This is a genomic window from Streptomyces sp. NPDC045967 (genome assembly GCF_056430495.1).
The window spans coordinates 19,537-35,618 of sequence record NZ_JBWKLE010000018.1; the positions used below are offsets into that span (position 1 = coordinate 19,537).

The 16,082-nt window shown below is 72.6% G+C and carries 11 protein-coding genes; 4 read left to right on the forward strand and 7 right to left on the reverse strand.

All coding sequences use genetic code 11. The features are described 5' to 3' along the window. Nucleotides 1-486, reverse strand: a complete 486-nt coding sequence (locus tag AC07FY_RS26550) for an Rv3235 family protein (protein ID WP_479010765.1) — start codon at nucleotides 484-486, stop codon at nucleotides 1-3. A 386-nt stretch (nucleotides 487-872) separates the two neighbouring features. On the opposite strand from AC07FY_RS26550, the gene AC07FY_RS26555 reads away from it, so the two are divergent. The 3 genes from AC07FY_RS26555 to AC07FY_RS26565 all read left to right on the forward strand — a co-directional run bounded on the left by AC07FY_RS26555 (nucleotide 873) and on the right by AC07FY_RS26565 (nucleotide 7,380). After that, nucleotides 873-1,373 (forward strand): DUF6912 family protein, encoded by a 501-nt coding sequence (locus AC07FY_RS26555; protein WP_479010768.1) that lies wholly within the window; start codon nucleotides 873-875, stop codon nucleotides 1,371-1,373. After that, a complete protein-coding gene (locus AC07FY_RS26560) occupies nucleotides 1,370-2,059 on the forward strand; it encodes an HAD family hydrolase (protein WP_479010771.1) in 690 nt (229 codons plus the stop codon). Before AC07FY_RS26555 ends, AC07FY_RS26560 begins: the two co-directional genes overlap by 4 nt. A gap of 353 nt (nucleotides 2,060-2,412) precedes the next feature. Beyond that, on the forward strand, nucleotides 2,413-7,380 hold the full coding sequence (locus AC07FY_RS26565) for an NAD-glutamate dehydrogenase (protein WP_479010774.1): 4,968 nt from the start codon (nucleotides 2,413-2,415) through the stop codon (nucleotides 7,378-7,380). Between the two features lie 80 nt (nucleotides 7,381-7,460). Here the strand turns inward: AC07FY_RS26565 and AC07FY_RS26570 are convergent, their stop codons facing one another. Beyond that, complete coding sequence (locus AC07FY_RS26570) at nucleotides 7,461-8,246, reverse strand: ABC transporter ATP-binding protein (RefSeq protein WP_479010777.1); 786 nt, start codon at nucleotides 8,244-8,246, stop codon at nucleotides 7,461-7,463. After that, nucleotides 8,239-9,153, reverse strand: a complete 915-nt coding sequence (locus AC07FY_RS26575; RefSeq protein ID WP_479010780.1) for an ABC transporter permease — start codon at nucleotides 9,151-9,153, stop codon at nucleotides 8,239-8,241. The genes AC07FY_RS26570 and AC07FY_RS26575 overlap by 8 nt, the downstream gene beginning before the upstream one ends. 155 nt (nucleotides 9,154-9,308) lie before the next feature. On the opposite strand from AC07FY_RS26575, the gene AC07FY_RS26580 reads away from it, so the two are divergent. Beyond that, the gene (locus tag AC07FY_RS26580) at nucleotides 9,309-9,977 is read left to right on the forward strand and encodes a TetR/AcrR family transcriptional regulator (protein ID WP_479010783.1); all 669 of its coding nucleotides are present in this window, start codon (nucleotides 9,309-9,311) and stop codon (nucleotides 9,975-9,977) included. Nucleotides 9,978-10,019: 42 nt separating this feature from the next. Here AC07FY_RS26580 and AC07FY_RS26585 read toward each other — a convergent pair whose 3' ends face one another. The 4 genes from AC07FY_RS26585 to AC07FY_RS26600 form a co-directional block, all read right to left on the reverse strand. Continuing rightward, the gene (locus AC07FY_RS26585; protein WP_479010786.1) at nucleotides 10,020-12,314 is read right to left on the reverse strand and encodes a bifunctional glycosyltransferase/CDP-glycerol:glycerophosphate glycerophosphotransferase; all 2,295 of its coding nucleotides are present in this window, start codon (nucleotides 12,312-12,314) and stop codon (nucleotides 10,020-10,022) included. A gap of 106 nt (nucleotides 12,315-12,420) precedes the next feature. Next, complete coding sequence (locus tag AC07FY_RS26590) at nucleotides 12,421-13,281, reverse strand: carbohydrate ABC transporter permease (protein ID WP_479010789.1); 861 nt, start codon at nucleotides 13,279-13,281, stop codon at nucleotides 12,421-12,423. Then, a complete protein-coding gene (locus tag AC07FY_RS26595; protein WP_479011022.1) occupies nucleotides 13,278-14,627 on the reverse strand; it encodes a carbohydrate ABC transporter permease in 1,350 nt (449 codons plus the stop codon). Before AC07FY_RS26595 ends, AC07FY_RS26590 begins: the two co-directional genes overlap by 4 nt. Beyond that, nucleotides 14,627-15,988 carry an ABC transporter substrate-binding protein gene (locus tag AC07FY_RS26600; RefSeq protein WP_479010792.1) on the reverse strand — a complete coding sequence of 454 codons (1,362 nt, stop codon included), beginning with the start codon at nucleotides 15,986-15,988 and terminating at the stop codon, nucleotides 14,627-14,629. The genes AC07FY_RS26595 and AC07FY_RS26600 overlap by 1 nt, the downstream gene beginning before the upstream one ends. Between the last annotated feature and the right edge of the window lie 94 nt (nucleotides 15,989-16,082).

The window sequence follows — 16,082 nt, forward strand, 5'->3', positions numbered from 1 at the left end:
TCATGTCCTGGTCGCTCCTCCTCCTCCTTCTCCTCCTCCGGCCGGACCGGGGCCGTGCAGTTCCACCGCGGCGCAACGCCAGCGCAGGTCCGGGCCCTGTTCCAGGCGGAAGGCCATCGCCGTCATGCGGTCGCCGGTGGAAATGCGGGCGAACGCCTCGATGACGCCCGGGCCCGGGGTGAAGCGGCCGCACTGGCGCACGACGGGCCGCAGCCGGCCGCGCAGGTGCTCCGCCGGGGCCAGGACGACCAGTTGCTCATAGGCGGGCCCGACGGTGTGGCCGAGGAGCGAGTGGACCGGCCGCAGACCGCTGACGACCGCCAGGAGGCGCTCGGCGAACCAGTGGTGCGGGCCGAGCCGCACCGGCCGCGGCGCGGGCACCGGGCGCCGGGTGTCGCGCCGGCCGGCGGGACGGGTCCGGGACGGGCCGCCGGTGCGGCGCCGGGCCGCCTCGCCGCCGATCGTGCCGCGCAGCGTGGTGTCCATCGCGATCTACCCCCGAACAGACGGGCCCGGTGGGTACCGGGCGGTAACTTGATGGGGAACATCTACGACGGTCCGGACACGCTCCGCAACCGGCCGATCACCGGGCCCGGGCGGCGGTCGCGGTTCACCTATCCGGGTGTCCGGCGGGCTCGCGGCGGCCCCGGCGCCCCGCGGCGCGGGCCGCGGGTGGACGGCGCCGGACGTGCCGTGCGCACCCCGAAGGGGGACGGGTCGTCACCCGGAGGGCCGCCCGCCCCGCCGCCGGAGGGTTCCCACGTGCCACCGGTGCCGACCCGTGCCGGGGGGTGGCGCGGCCCGCGCACTCCCGGAGGCCGGCGGCGCGGTCGTATCCTGGGGGAGTTTCCGACTACCGAAAGCAGCCGGCCATGCGCGTGTACGTCCCCTTGACCCTCCCCGGGCTCGCCGAGGCGCACAAGGCGGGTGAGCTCGGTCCCGGCCCGCTGCGTGCGTACGCCGTGACCCCCGAGCTGCGCGAGTGGTACGTGTCGGACGACATCGAGGAGCTGGAGTACGCGGCCCTCGGCCGCGCCGCGGCCGCCTCCCTCCGGCTGATCGCCGCCGACCCGGCCGCGCCGCCCCGGCGCGTCGTCGTCGCGCTGGACGTCGCCGACGGGGCCGCCACCGCCGCCCCGGGGGAGGAGGAGGCCGCCCTCGGCCGGGTCGCCCTCGCCGATGTCGTACGGCTTTCCGTGGCCGCCGCCGTCCACGTCGACGCCGACGACGCCGAGGAGGACGTGGCCGCCGCCGTCCGGGCCGTGGCGGCCGCCGACGCCGGGGACGGCGACGCGCGGTCCGCCGTGGACGGCGCCGAGGACCACGAACTGCTGTGGTTCGGGGTGCAGGAGATCCCGGGGCTGCTGACATGAAAGCCCCGGCGCACCTGCGGATCCCGACCCCCACCCATATCGTCTGGGACTGGAACGGCACCCTCCTGCACGACATCGACGCCGTCATGGCCGCGACCAACGCCTCCTTCGCGGAGCTCGGTTTCGCGCCGATCACCCTGGAGACCTACCGCGACCTGTACGTCGTACCGGTGCCCAAGTTCTACGAGCGGCTGATGGGGCGGCTGCCCACCGAGGACGAGTGGCAGGTCATGGACGACACCTTCCACCGCCACTACTGGGCCGCCGCCGAGAGCGCCGGGCTCGCCGAGGGCGCCCGCGAGTTGCTCCGCACCTGGCAGGGCGACGGGCTCACCCAGTCGCTGCTCTCGCTCGCGCCGCACGAGAAGCTCGTCCCGCTGGTCCGCCTGCACGGCATCGACCGGCACTTCCTGCGCGTCGACGGCCGGACCGGGCCCTCCCACACGAGCAAGGCGGTGCACCTCGTACGGCACATGGCCGCCCTGGACGGGACGGGCGTGAGGGCCGAGCGTACGGTCCTCATCGGAGACGCCGTGGACGACGCCCTCGCCGCGGCCCACGTCGGCGCCCGGGCCGTGCTCTACACGGGCGGTTCGCACAGCCGCGCCAGTCTGGAATCGGCCGGGGTGCCCGTGGTCGACTCCCTGGCGGAGGCCGTCCGCACCGCTCGGGAAATGGCCGGATAGCGCCCGTCGGAGCGCCACGCCCCGCCGTCCTGTCCGTCGCTGTCCAGAACGTCAAACTTCAACCTCAAGTTTTGTACACATCCATGACGTGTCCGGGGCGGGTGGCGATAGCCTGGTACCCGTGATCAGCGCGATAGTCATCGGAGGCGCCGAAGCCTCCTGCGCCCGTGGCACCACCGTGCCCGGGCCCTCGCTGGTTTCCGCCGCCGGGACGAGGCGCCCACGGATCATTCCCTCCCGGTCGGCCCTTCCGCGGCCCAGCGCCGGTCCCGAAACGGACACCCCGCTTCGCGGCGCGACGCCGATCCTTCCTTCACCTACGTCACGCAATGGCGCGCGACAGGAGCCAGGTAATGCAGACCAAGCTGGACGAAGCAAAGGCCGAGCTGCTCGCGCGGGCGGCCCGGGTAGCTGAGAACAGCCCGGCCGGGGGGCTACTTCCGACTGGGTCCGAGCAAGGGGAGCGTCCCGACCGGGAAACGGTGCTCTCCTACCTCCAGCGCTACTACCTGCACACCGCCCCCGAGGACCTCCTCGACCGGGACCCGGTCGACGTGTTCGGGGCGGCGCTGTCGCACTACCGGCTCGCGGAGAACCGGCCGCAGGGCACCGCGAGCGTGCGCGTGCACACCCCGACGGTCGAGGAGAACGGCTGGACCTCCAGTCACTCCGTGGTGGAAGTCGTCACCGACGACATGCCCTTCCTCGTGGACTCCGTCACCAACGAGCTGTCCCGCCAGGGGCGCGGCATCCACGTCGTCATCCACCCCCAGGTCGTCGTCCGCCGTGACGTCACCGGCCGGCTGATCGAGATCCTCGGCCCCGACTGCGACGCGCACGGCCCCAGGACCGCGCGCCCCCACGACTCCCTCGTCGAGTCCTGGATCCACGTCGAGATCGACCGCGAGACCGACCGCGCCGACCTGAAGCAGATCACCGGCGACCTGCTGCGCGTCCTGTCCGACGTACGCGAGTCCGTCGAGGACTGGGAGAAGATGCGCGACGCGGCGCTGCGCATCGCCGCCGGCCTGCCCGACGAGCCCACCGCCCCGGACCTGCGCGAATACGAGCTCGAAGAGGCCCGCGAGCTGCTGCGCTGGCTCGCCGACGACCACTTCACCTTCCTCGGCTACCGCGAGTACAACCTCGTCGACGGCGACTCCCTGGCCGCCGTGCCCGGCACCGGCCTCGGCATCCTGCGCTCCGACCCGCACCACAGCGGCAAGGACGACGGCCACCCCGTCTCGCCGTCGTTCAACCGGCTGCCCGCCGACGCCCGTGCCAAGGCCCGCGAGCACCGCCTGCTGGTGCTGACCAAGGCCAACAGCCGCTCCACCGTGCACCGCCCCTCCTACCTCGACTACGTGGGCGTCAAGAAGTTCGACGCCGAGGGCAACGTCGTCGGCGAGCGCCGCTTCCTCGGCCTGTTCTCCTCCGCCGCGTACACCGAGTCGGTGCGCCGGGTGCCCGTCATCCGCCGCAAGGTCAGCGAGGTCCTCGACGGCGCCGGCTTCGCGCCGAGCAGCCACGACGGCCGCGACCTGCTGCAGATCCTCGAGACCTACCCGCGCGACGAGCTGTTCCAGACCCCGGTCGACAAGCTCCGCGAGATCGTCACCTCCGTCCTGTACCTGCAGGAGCGCCGCCGGCTGCGGCTGTACCTGCGCCAGGACGAGTACGGGCGCTACTACTCCGCGCTCGTCTACCTGCCGCGCGACCGCTTCACCACCGGCGTCCGGTTGCGGCTGATGGACATCCTGAAGGAGGAGCTCGACGGCATCAGCGTCGACTTCACCGCCTGGAACACCGAGTCGATCCTCTCGCGCATCCACTTCGTCGTCCGCGTGCCCCAGGGCAAGGAGCTGCCGGTCCTCACCGACGGCGACGTCGAGCGCATCGAGGGCCGCCTCGTCGAAGCCGCCCGGTCCTGGACCGACGGCTTCTCCGAGGCCCTGGTCGCCGAGCTGGGCGAGGAGCGCGCCGCCGAGCTGCTGCGCCGCTACGGCACCTCCTTCCCCGAGGGCTACAAGGCGGACCACTCGCCGCGCGCCGCCGTCGCCGACCTCTGCCACCTGGAGCGGCTCTCCGCCAGCGACCTGCCGTTCGCGCTCTCGCTGTACGAGCCCGTCGGCGCGGCCCCCGGTGAGCGCCGGTTCAAGATCTACCGCACGGGCGAGCAGGTCTCCCTCTCCGCGGTCCTGCCCGTGCTCCAGCGCCTGGGCGTCGAGGTCACCGATGAGCGGCCCTACGAACTGCGCCGCTCCGACCGGGTCAGTGCCTGGATCTACGACTTCGGCCTGCGGATGCCCGCCGTCGGCGCCAGCGGCGACGCCTACCTCGGCGACGACGCCCGCGAGCGCTTCCAGGAGGCCTTCGCGGCCGTCTGGAACGGCGAGGCGGAGAACGACAACTTCAACACCCTGGTGCTGAGCGCCGGGCTGACGTGGCGGCAGGCCGTCGTGCTGCGCGCGTACGCCAAGTACCTGCGCCAGGCGGGCTCCACCTTCAGCCAGGACTACATGGAGGACACCCTCCGCAACAACGTCCACACCACCCGGCTGCTGGTCTCCCTCTTCGAGGCGCGGCTGTCGCCCAGCCGCCAGGCCGCCGGCAGCGAGCTCGTCGACGCCATGCTGGAGGAGCTCGACGGGGCCCTGGACCAGGTCGCCTCGCTCGACGAGGACCGCATCCTGCGGGCCTTCCTCACCCTCATCAAGGCGACCCTGCGCACCAACTTCTTCCAGGAGGCGCGGGGCTTCGAATGGCACGACTACGTGTCCATGAAGTTCGACCCGCAGGCCATCCCCGACCTGCCGGCGCCCCGCCCCGCCTACGAGATCTGGGTGTACTCGCCGCGCGTCGAGGGCGTGCACCTGCGCTTCGGCAAGGTCGCGCGCGGCGGCCTGCGCTGGTCCGACCGGCGCGAGGACTTCCGTACGGAGATCCTCGGCCTGGTCAAGGCGCAGATGGTCAAGAACACCGTGATCGTGCCGGTCGGCGCCAAGGGCGGCTTCGTCGCCAAGCAGCTCCCGGACCCCTCGGTGGACCGCGACGCCTGGCTCGCCGAGGGCATCGCCTGCTACCGCACCTTCATCTCCGCCCTGCTGGACATCACCGACAACCTGGTCGCGGGCGAGGTCGTGCCCCCGCAGGACGTGGTGCGCCACGACGGCGACGACACCTACCTGGTCGTCGCCGCCGACAAGGGCACCGCGACGTTCTCCGACATCGCCAACGAGGTCGCGCACCAGTACAACTTCTGGCTCGGCGACGCCTTCGCCTCCGGCGGTTCGGCCGGTTACGACCACAAGGGCATGGGCATCACCGCCCGCGGCGCCTGGGAGTCCGTCAAGCGGCACTTCCGCGAGCTCGGCCACGACACCCAGACCGAGGACTTCACGGTCGTCGGTGTCGGCGACATGTCCGGCGACGTCTTCGGCAACGGCATGCTGCTCTCGGAGCACATCCGCCTGGTGGCGGCCTTCGACCACCGGCACATCTTCCTCGACCCGTCCCCCGACGCGGCCACCTCCTACGCCGAGCGCCGGCGCCTGTTCGACCTGCCGCGCTCGTCGTGGGCGGACTACGACACCTCGCTGATCTCGGCGGGCGGCGGCGTCCACCCCCGTTCGGCGAAGGCCGTCCCGGTCACCGCGCAGGTCCGCGCGGCCCTCGGCATCGAGGCGAGCATCACCAAGATGACTCCGGCCGAGCTGATGCAGGCCATCCTCAAGGCCCCCGTCGACCTGCTGTGGAACGGCGGTATCGGCACCTACGTCAAGGCGACCGCCGAGACGCACGCGGACGTCGGCGACAAGGCCAACGACGCCATCCGCGTCAACGGCTCCGACGTTCGGGCCAAGGTCATCGGCGAAGGCGGCAACCTGGGCCTGACCCAGCTCGGCCGCATCGAGTTCGCCCGGACGGGCGCGGGCGGCGAGGGCGGCAGGGTCAACACCGACGCCATCGACAACAGCGCGGGCGTGGACACCTCCGACCACGAGGTGAACATCAAGATCCTGCTCAACGCGGTCGTGGCCGACGGCGACATGACCGTCAAGCAGCGCAACAAGCTGCTCGCCGAGATGACCGACGAGGTCGGCGTGCTGGTGCTGCGCAACAACTACGCGCAGAACACCGCGCTCGCCAACGGCGCCGCGCAGGCCCCCAGCCTGCTCCACGCGCAGCAGCGCTTCATGCGCCGCCTGGAGCGCGAGGGGCTGCTCAACCGCCAGCTGGAGTTCCTGCCCACCGACCGGCAGATCCGCGAACTGCTCACCAACGGCCGCGGCCTGACCCAGCCGGAGCTGGCCGTCCTCTTCGCCTACACCAAGATCACGCTGGCGGACGAGCTCATCCACACCGTACTGCCGGAGGACCCGTACCTGCGCCGGCTGCTCCTCGCGTACTTCCCGGCCGCCCTGCGCGAGAAGTTCCCCGAGCAGATCGACGGGCACGCGCTGCGCCGGGAGATCATCACCACCCTCCTGGTCAACGACACCGTCAACACCGGTGGTTCGACCTTCCTGCACCGCCTGCGCGAGGAGACCGGGGCCTCCACGGAGGAGATCGTCCGGGCGCAGCTCTCGGCCCGTGAGATCTTCGGCCTGGACGAGGTGTGGGACGCGGTCGAGGACCTGGACAACAAGGTCGCGGCCAGTGTCCAGACCCGGATCCGGCTGCACTCGCGGCGCCTGGTCGAGCGCGGTACGCGCTGGCTGCTGAACAACCGGCCGCAGCCGCTGCAGATCACCGAGACCATCGAGTTCTTCGGTGACCGGGTCGGGCACGTCTGGGCCGAGCTGCCGAAGCTGGTGCGCGGCGCCGACCTCGAGTGGTACCAGTCGATCATGGACGAGCTGATCGGCGAGGGCGTCCCCGAGGACCTGGCGGCCAAGGTGGCCGGCTTCTCCTCGGCCTTCCCCACGCTGGACGTCGTCGCGATCGCGGACCGCACCGGCGTGGCTCCGCTGGACGTCGCCGAGGTGTACTACGACCTCGCCGACCGCCTGGACATCACCCAGCTCATGGACCGCATCATCGAGCTGCCGCGGTCCGACCGCTGGCAGTCGATGGCCCGCGCCTCCATCCGCGAGGACCTGTTCGCGGCGCACGCGGCCCTGACCGCCGACGTGCTGTCGGTGGGCGACGGCAGCTCCACTCCCGAGGAGCGGTTCCGGGCCTGGGAGGAGAGGAACGCGGCGATCATCGGCCGGGCCCGGACGACCCTGGACGAGATCCGGGGCTCGGACGACTTCGACCTGGCGAACCTGTCGGTGGCGATGCGGACGATGCGGTCGCTGCTGCGCACGCACAGCTAGGCGTTCTTGCCGGACGGGCCGGGCCCGGGACCTTCGCGGTCCCGGGCCCGGCCCGTCCGTGTGCGGGGGGCGCGCCCGCCTCAGGCGCCGCCTCCGCCGGTGAACGCCTCGTACGCGGCGCACACCTCCTCGGCGGGGCCGTCCATGCGCAGCACGCCCGACTCCAGCCAGAGGGCGCGTTCGCAGGTCTCGCGCACCGTGTTGATGCCGTGGCTGACGAGGAAGACGGTGCCGGCGCGCTCGCGCAGCTCCTCGATGCGGTCCTGGCTGCGGCGCTGGAAGGCGGCGTCACCGGTGGCCAGGGCCTCGTCGATCATCAGCACGTCGTGGTCCTTGGCGGCGGCGATGGAGAACCGCAGCCGGGCGCCCATGCCGGAGGAGTAGGTGCGCATGGGCAGGGAGATGAAGTCGCCCTTCTCGTTGATCCCGGAGAAGTCGACGATGCCCTGGTAGCGCCGGCGGATTTGCTCGCGGCTCATGCCCATCGCCAGGCCGCCGAGCACGACGTTGCGCTCGCCGGTCAGGTCGTTCATCAGCGCGGCGTTCACGCCGAGGAGCGAGGGCTGGCCGTGCGAGTAGACCGCGCCGCGGGCCACCGGCTGGAGCCCGGCGATGGCCTTGAGCAGGGTGGACTTGCCCGAGCCGTTGGAGCCGATGAGGCCGATGGCCTCGCCCTCGTACGCGGTGAAGCTGACGCCCCGGACGGCGTGCACCTCGCGGACGCCGGAGGCGGGCCCGCGGGAGAAGATCCGGCTGAGGGCCGCGGTGGCGCCGCCCTTGCGGGCGCCGCCGTGGACCTTGTAGACGACGTGGACGTCGTCCGCGATGACGGTGGGGACGCGGGTTCCCCCTGCGGTGTCAGCCACGGCCGTAACTCTCCTCGGCCTTCCAGAAGTAGACGAACCCGCCGGCTCCGGCGAGCAGCGCCCAGCCGATGGCGACCGGCCAGACGTGGTGCGGAAGCGCGTGCGCGGGGAAGCTGTCGATGAGCGAGAAGCGCATCAGGTCGATGTAGACGGCCGCCGGGTTGAACTTGAGCACCGCCAGCACCCAGTGCGGCAGGTGGTCGCTCTTCAGCATCTGGTCGATGGACCACATGACACCCGACGAGTACATCCAGGTCCGCAGGACGAAGGGCATCAGCTGGCTGACGTCCGGGCTCCTGCTGCCGATGCGGGCCATGACCATGGCGCAGCCTGCGGCGAAGACGGCCGTCAGCAGCAGCGTCGGGACGGCCAGCAGCCAGGCCGGGCCGGGTGTCTGGCCGCAGGCCAGCAACAGGACGACCAGGGCGCCCATGGTGACGAGCAGCTGCTGGAAGAGCTGCACGACGGTGGAGAGGGGCAGGCTCGCGCGGGGGAAGTGCAGGGCGCGCACCAGGCCGAGGTTGCTGTGGACGGAACGGGTGCCCGCGTTGATCGAGCTGCCGATGAAGTCCCAGACGAAGACGCCGGTGATCAGGAACGGCACGTAGTCGGGCACGCCGTGGCTGGCCCGCATGACCATGCCGAAGATGAAGTAGTAGACCGCCGCGTTGAGCAGCGGGGTCACCAGGTGCCAGACCTGGCCGAGCTTCGCCGTGCTGTAGGTGGCCTGCATGCGGGCGGTCGCGTAGGTCGTCACGAAGTGGCGCCGGTTCCAGAGCTCCGCCAGGTAGCGGGGCAGGGAGGGGCGGGCGCCGCTGAGGGTCAGGCCGTGCGCCGCCGCCAGGTCCGCGGCGGCCGGAGGCGTCGCGGGGGCGGATGCGGTCGGGGGTGCGGTCGCGGTGGTCACAAGGGTCGCTTTCGCCGGGGGTCGGGGCGTCAGGGCTCCGCTCGGCGCCGGCCGAGGGAGAGGACGGGTCCGTATCGTCGCTACGGCGAGGTTAGGGCGCAGTGCGTCGGAACGCAACCGTATCGTCGTGACGCGGGCGCGGCTATGCTCTGTGCATGACCACGGATCCCGCCGCCCCCGTCCCCACCCCCGCCGCCCCCGTCCCCACCCCCGCCGCCGCCCGCCGCGCACCCGCGGGCGCCGCCGTCCTGCGCGAGGACGTGACCGAGGCGATCCGGGAGGCGGTGGTGGAGGAACTGGCCGCGGTCGGCTTCTCCCGCATGTCCATCGAGGGCATCGCCCGCCGGGCGGGCGTCGGCAAGACGGCGGTCTACCGGCGCTGGAAGTCCAAGCTGCACCTGGTGCTGGACCTGGTCGGCGCCTTCGCGGCGGACGGCCTGCCGGTACCGGCGACGGGGTCCCTGTACGGGGACGTACGCGCCCTGCTGGAGGTCATGTCCCACGTCCTGCGCCACCCCGTGGCCTCCGCGGTGATCCCCGACCTGCTGGTCGAGGCTGCCCGCAACCCGGAGATCGCCGAGGCGGTCCGCGGAGCCCTGCTCGACGGGCAGCACCGCATGGCGCAGGGCATCGTCGCGGACGCCGCCGCCCGCGGAGAACTCCCCGCGGACATCCGCCCCGAGCACGCCCTCGACCTGCTGATCGGACCGCTCTACTGGCGCCAGGTGGTGGTCCGCGACACGGTGACCCCGGCCCACCTGGACACCCTGGCGCACCAGGTGGTGGCGGGCCTGACCTCCTGCCCGGGCACCCGGCCGGTCTGAGCACGCGCCTGCCCGCAACGCGTGGCGCCCCCCGCTTCCCCGCTACGGCCAGACGTGGGCCAGAGGTTGTGCGGGCGGGGCGGAGGCGGGTGCGGAGGGCAGGACCGGGGCTGCGGGGGTGGGGCGGCGGGATGCCAGAGGGGTGACGGCCGGGACGGGGACCGGCTGGCCCAGGAAGACGCGGCGCACCACCCGTTCCGCCGCGTGGCCGTCGTCGTACGGGCAGAAGCGGGCGCGGAACGCCGCGCGGAGCTGGGCCGAGCGGGAGCCCCGCCAGTGGCCCGTGGTGAAGATGTCCACCAGTTCGTCCTCGGTCCGCGCAATGGCGCCCGGCGGGCACGTGCGCAGGTCGAAGTAGGTGCCCCGGGCCGCCTCGTACGCCTCCCAGTCGTCCGCGTGGATGACGATCGGGCGGTCCAGCACCGCGTAGTCGAACATCAGGGACGAGTAGTCCGTGACCAGCGCGTCGGAGGCGAGGCACAGCTCCTCCACCGACGGGTGCGCGGAGACGTCCAGCAGGCGGGGATGGGGCTCCAGCGGGAAGGGCGCGTCCGCGTACGTGAGGTGGGTGCGGACCAGGAGCGTGAAGCGCGGGCCGAGATCGCGCAGGACGCGCTCGAAGTCCAGGTGGTCCGGCCGGCTGCGCCGGTAGTCGCGGTGGGTGGGCGCGTACAGGATCGCCGTCGAGCCCGCCGGGATGTTGAGGCGTTCGCGCACGGCGACGACGTCGGCCCCGGTGGCCCGGTGGAAGACGTCGTTGCGGGGATAGCCGTACTCGAGGGTGGTGTACGCGGCGGGGACGGCCTTCTCCCAGACCAGGGTGGAGTGCCGGTTCGCCGAGAGCAGGTAGTCCCACCTGTCGGCGCCGCGCAGCAGCCCGGCGAAGTCCGGCGTCGGGGTGGCCGCCGGCCGGTCCTGGAGGTCGAGGCCGACCCGCTTGAGCGGGGTCCCGTGCTGGGTCTGCACCACGATCTGGCCCGGGCGCTTGACCAGGCTCCGTTCGAGGTTGACGTTGGTCACCAGGTACGCGGCCCTGGCCAGGGCCGTCCAGTACGCCGCCGTGCCCGGCCGCAGCGGGGTCGTCTCCCGGGGAAGGGTCGCCGCGTGCCGCGGCTCGCAGATCCAGGCCGTGCGCATGGCGGGCGAGAGCTCCCGCAGCTTCGCCTCGATGGCCGCCGGGTTGCAGGCGTAGCCGCCGTGCCAGTACGCGGAGAAGACCGCGAGGTCCGGGCGCAGCGGAAGCAGGCGCTGGGTGCGGTAGTGCAGGCGCAGGGCGCTCTCGCGCAGGCCCCGCCCCAGCGCCGAGGCGCCGCGGCCCGCCGCCGGCCCGCACACCCGCAGGGCGGACAGCAGCCGGTAGGTGCGCCGGGCGCCCAGCCGCATCAGCAGGTGGCGGACGCGGTCGGTCCGGGTGGGGGACGCCGCCCGTGCCCCCGGGGCCCGGTGGCGGCGCAGCAGGGCGGCGGCCCGCCGGAAGAACTCGGCCCGGCTCGCGCGCGGCAGGCGGTGCGGGTCGGCGTACAGGGCGCAGAAGTGCTCGGCCATCCGCCGGTGCACCGCCGGCCGCCACCGCTCCAGCTCCGGGCGGCCGGCGAGGTAGCCGAAGACCCGGTCGTACTGGTCGAGGACGTCGAGGTGGCGGCGGCTGGCGGTGGTCAGGATCGACCCCGCCCGGCGCCGGCGGTGGTGGACGCAGACCCGGTCCAGCACCGCCACGGACTCCGCGGCCAGCAGCGCCGCGTAGGTCCACGGGACGTCCTCGTAGTAGCCGGACGGGAACCGCAAGCCCTCGCGCTCCACGTATTCCCGGCGGTACGCCTTGTTCCACACCATCACCGGCATGCCGAGCAGCGCCGGCCGGTCGACGAGGCGGAAGCTGGCCGGGCCCTCCTCGGACAGCCGGTGCGAGGGACGGTCGCGCTCGAGCTCGCCGGTCCAGCAGGTGCGCGCGTGGCCGTAGACCAGCACGTCGGGGGAGCCGGTGGCCTTGAGCCGGTCGGCGACGGCCTGGAGCGCGGCGGGCGCCAGCGTGTCGTCCCCGTCGAGGAAGAGCAGGTAGTCGCCGGTGGCCCGGGCCAGGCCCGCGTTGCGTGCCGGGCCCGGCCCGAGGTTGTCCGCCAGGTGCACGGCGGTGACCCGCGGGTCCCGGGCGGCGCACTCGTCGATGATCGGGCCGCAGGCGTCCGGGGAGGCGTCGTCGACCGCGATCAGCTCCAGATCCGGGTACGACTGGGACAGGACCGACTCCAGACTCTCCTGGAGGTACGCCTGGACCTTGTACGCGGGCACGATGACGCTGAACCGGGGCACGGCACATCCAGGGGTCGGCGCGGGCATATGGCCCAGCAACCCCCCGTGGCGGGGTCGGGTTACGCGCTGTGCGGCAATCGGGTTGCGCAGCGTCAACACCGCACGTCGCAGCGGTGCGGGGAGTCCTCGCCCGCTACTTGATCGCTCCGGCCATCACCCCCGAGACGAAGTGCCGCTGGAAGGCGAAGAAGACGACGAGCGGGATGACCATCGACAGGAAGGCCCCGGGCGCCAGCACGTCGATGTTGTTCCCGAACTGCCGCACCTGCTGCTGGAGTGCCACCGTCACCGGCGGGTTCGCGGAGTCCGCGAAGACCAGTGCCACCAGCATGTCGTTCCACACCCACAGGAACTGGAAGATGCCGAGGGAGGCGATCGCCGGACCGCCCAGCGGCAGCACCACCCGCGCGAACAGCCGCAGTTCACCCGCCCCGTCCAGCCGGGCCGCCTCCAGCAGCTCCCGCGGGATCTCGGCGAAGAAGTTCCGCAGCAGGAACACCGCGAACGGCAGTCCGAAGGCGGTGTGGAAGAGCACCACGCCCGCCGTGGTCTCGAACAGCCCGATGGCGCCGAAGAGTTCGGACACCGGGATCAGCGCCACCTGGACCGGGACGACCAGCAGCCCCACCACGACCAGGAACAGCCAGTCCCGCCCGGGGAACTCCAGCCAGGCGAAGGCGTATCCGGCGAAGGCGCCGAGGACGAGGACGAGCAGGGTGGCCGGGACCGCGATCGCGACGGTGTTCAGCAGCGAGGAGGTGATCGTCTCGTTGGCGAGCAGCCGCTCGTAGTTCCCGGCCGTCAGCCGCGCGGGCGCGGTCAGCGCCTGCCACCAGCCGCCCCTGTTCAGGTCGCCCGGGGACAGCAGCGAGGAGAGCAGCAGACCGAGGGTGGGCATCAGCCAGAACAACGCGGCCACCACCAGGAACACGCGCACCGCCCCGGCGGCGAGTCGGGCGGAGGCGAGCCTGGCGAACGAGTCCGCGGGCCTCATCGGGACCCCTCCTTGCGCAGCCTGCGGATGTTCACCAGCATCACCGGGACCACCAGCACCAGCAGCAGCACGGCGATGGCACTGCCCAGCCCCGGATCGGCGTCCGTGCCGAAGGAGGTCCGGTACAGCTGGAGGGCGAGCACGTTCGCGTCGTCCTGCACCGCCCCCGGCGCGATCACGAACACCAGGTCGAAGATCTTCATCACGTTGATGACAAGGGTGACCAGCACCACCGCCAGCACGGGGGCGAGCAGCGGGACGGTGATCCGGCGGAACACCTGCCACTCGGTCGCCCCGTCGACGCGCGCCGCCTCCAGCAGCTCCCGCGGTACGGAGGCCAGCCCCGCCCCGATCAGCACCATCGCGAAACCGGCCCACATCCACACGTACGCCCCGATGACCGCCGGAGTGACGAACGCGGGACCGAGCCACTGCACCCCCCCGTACGCCTCGCGGAAGTTGGCGGCGGGCAGCCGCAGCAGCGCCCCGTCGGCCTTCGCCGACAGCGTGAAGGTGCCGTCGGCGCGGGCCGTCGCGGTGTCCACGACGCGGCCGTCCTTGACCGCCTCGATCCGCATCCCGGCGAGGGCCTGCTCGGCCGGGTCGACCGCGTTGGTGCGGCCGCCCCCGCCCCGGGTGAAGTCCTGCCAGACCGTCCCGGTGACCCGCCCGGCCTCGGTGTCCGCCGTCCGGGCCGTCCGGGTCCCTTCCGGCAGGGCCTCCGGGGCCACCCCGACCAGCGGGAGCAGGACCGGGCTGCCCGCCCGGACCGGATCCCGGGTCACGAAGGCGCCCCCGCCGGCGTCCGCCAGCGGGGAGTCCCGCCCCGGGCGGGCCTTGGGGAACGCCGAGGACTCCGCGAAGGTGTCGTGGACCCCGACCCAGACCGCGTTGGCGACGCCCCGGTCGGGATCGTGGTCGTAGACGAGGCGGAAGATGATGCCCGCCGCGAGCATCGAAATCGCCATCGGCATGAACACCAGCAGCTTGAACGCCGTGCCCCAGCGCACCCGTTCGGTGAGCACCGCGAAGATCAGGCCGAGGGCGGTGGCCGTGGTCGGCGCGAGCACCACCCACAGCGCCGTGTTCCCCAGGGCGGTGCGGATGGTGGTGTCGCTGAGGATCTCCCGGTAGTTGTCGCCGCCGACGAAGCCGGTCCCGGGGCGGTCGAAGAAGCTTCGGTAGACCGAGTAGCCGATCGGGTGCACGACGAGTGCGCCGAGCAGCACGAGGGCCGGCAGCAGGAACGCCGCCGCGATCAGCCGGCGGCGCCTGGCCTCGGCGGAGCGGGAGCTCCCGCCCGCCGGGGCAGCGGCGGGCGCGGTGGCCTTGGCCTTCACCGGGATCAGTTCCCGTAGGCCTTGGCCGCGTCCGCCTCCAGTTTCGCCTGGGTGCCCGCCACGTCCGACGGGTTCGCCAGGAAGTCCTGGAGCGCCTTCCACTCGCCCGCGCCCGGGGTCCCGCCGAAGGCCGCCGGAGCCTGGTCCGACATGTCGAAGCGGAAGTCGTCGCCCGCCGCGATCAGCGCCTTGGCGATGCCGCGCTGGATGTCATTGGGGTAGGCCGCCGGGTCGACCGCCTTGTTGGGGGAGATGAAACCGCCCTCGCGGGCCTGGATCTCGGCAGCGTCCGCCGACGCCAGGAAGGTCAGCAGCGCCTGCGCGCCCCTCGACGGCTTCAGTGCCACCGCCACGTCGCCGCCGGAGACCACCGGCGCCTTGGCGCCCACGGCCGGGAAGGGGAAGACGAGTGCGTCCGTCCCCACCTTCGCCTCGGTCTGCGCGATGTTGACCGCCACGAAGTCGCCCTCGTAGACCATCGCCGCCGCCGGCCGGTCGCCACCGGTGAAGGTCTGGGTCACCGACTTGGGGAACTCGGTGGACAGGGCCCCGCTCGGCCCGCCCGCCAGGAAGTCCTTGCGCCCGAACAGCTCGCCCAGCGTGGTCAGGGCCTGCTTGACGCTGTCGTCCGTCCACGGGATCTCGTGCTTGGCCAGCTGGTCGTACTTCTCCGGCCCGGCCTGCGACAGGTAGACGTTCTCGAACCAGTCGGTGAGCGTCCAGCCGTCCGCACCGGCCACGGAGACCGCCGGGGTGCCCGAGGCGGACAGGGTGTCGGCCGCGGCCAGGAACTCCTTCCAAGTCGCCGGGGGTTTGACGCCCGCCGCCTCGAACGCCTTCGCGTTGTACCAGACCAGCGACTTGTTGGCGGCCTTGTAGTAGACGCCGTACTGGGTGCCCCCGACGGCCCCGAGCGTCTTCCAGCCCGCCGAGTAGTTCTTGTCGAGCTGCGCCCGGGCCTCCGGGCCCACCGGCTGCGCCCACTTGTTCTGCACCGCCGAGACCAGCGCCCCGACCTGCGGGAGCAGCGCCACGTCCGGCGGCGCCCCGCCCGCGATCTTCGAACCGAGGAAGGTGACGATCGGGTCCTGCGCCGGGACGAAGGTGACGGTGGCGCCCGTCCGCTTCTCGAACTCCTTCAGGACCTTGGTGAAGTTCTCCTGCTCCGGTCCCGTCCAGACCGCCGCGACCTCCAGCTTCTCGCCATCCAGCCGGGGTAACGCCACGCTCGGGCTCTGGACCGTACCGCCGGGGGCAGGTTGCTCCTCGCCGCCGTCGCCCCCGCCGCACGCGCTCAACGTGAGCGCGCCCGCCGCGGCCAGTGCGGCCCAGCTGAGTTTCGTACGGCTCGTTCCGTGCCTGCGCATGGTTCTGCCCCCGATGGCCGTGGGTGTGTCCCGGAACACAAGGTCTACGCCGACCCGCGCGCCCCCGCAATACCGCCTCGGGCAGCCGCCGCCG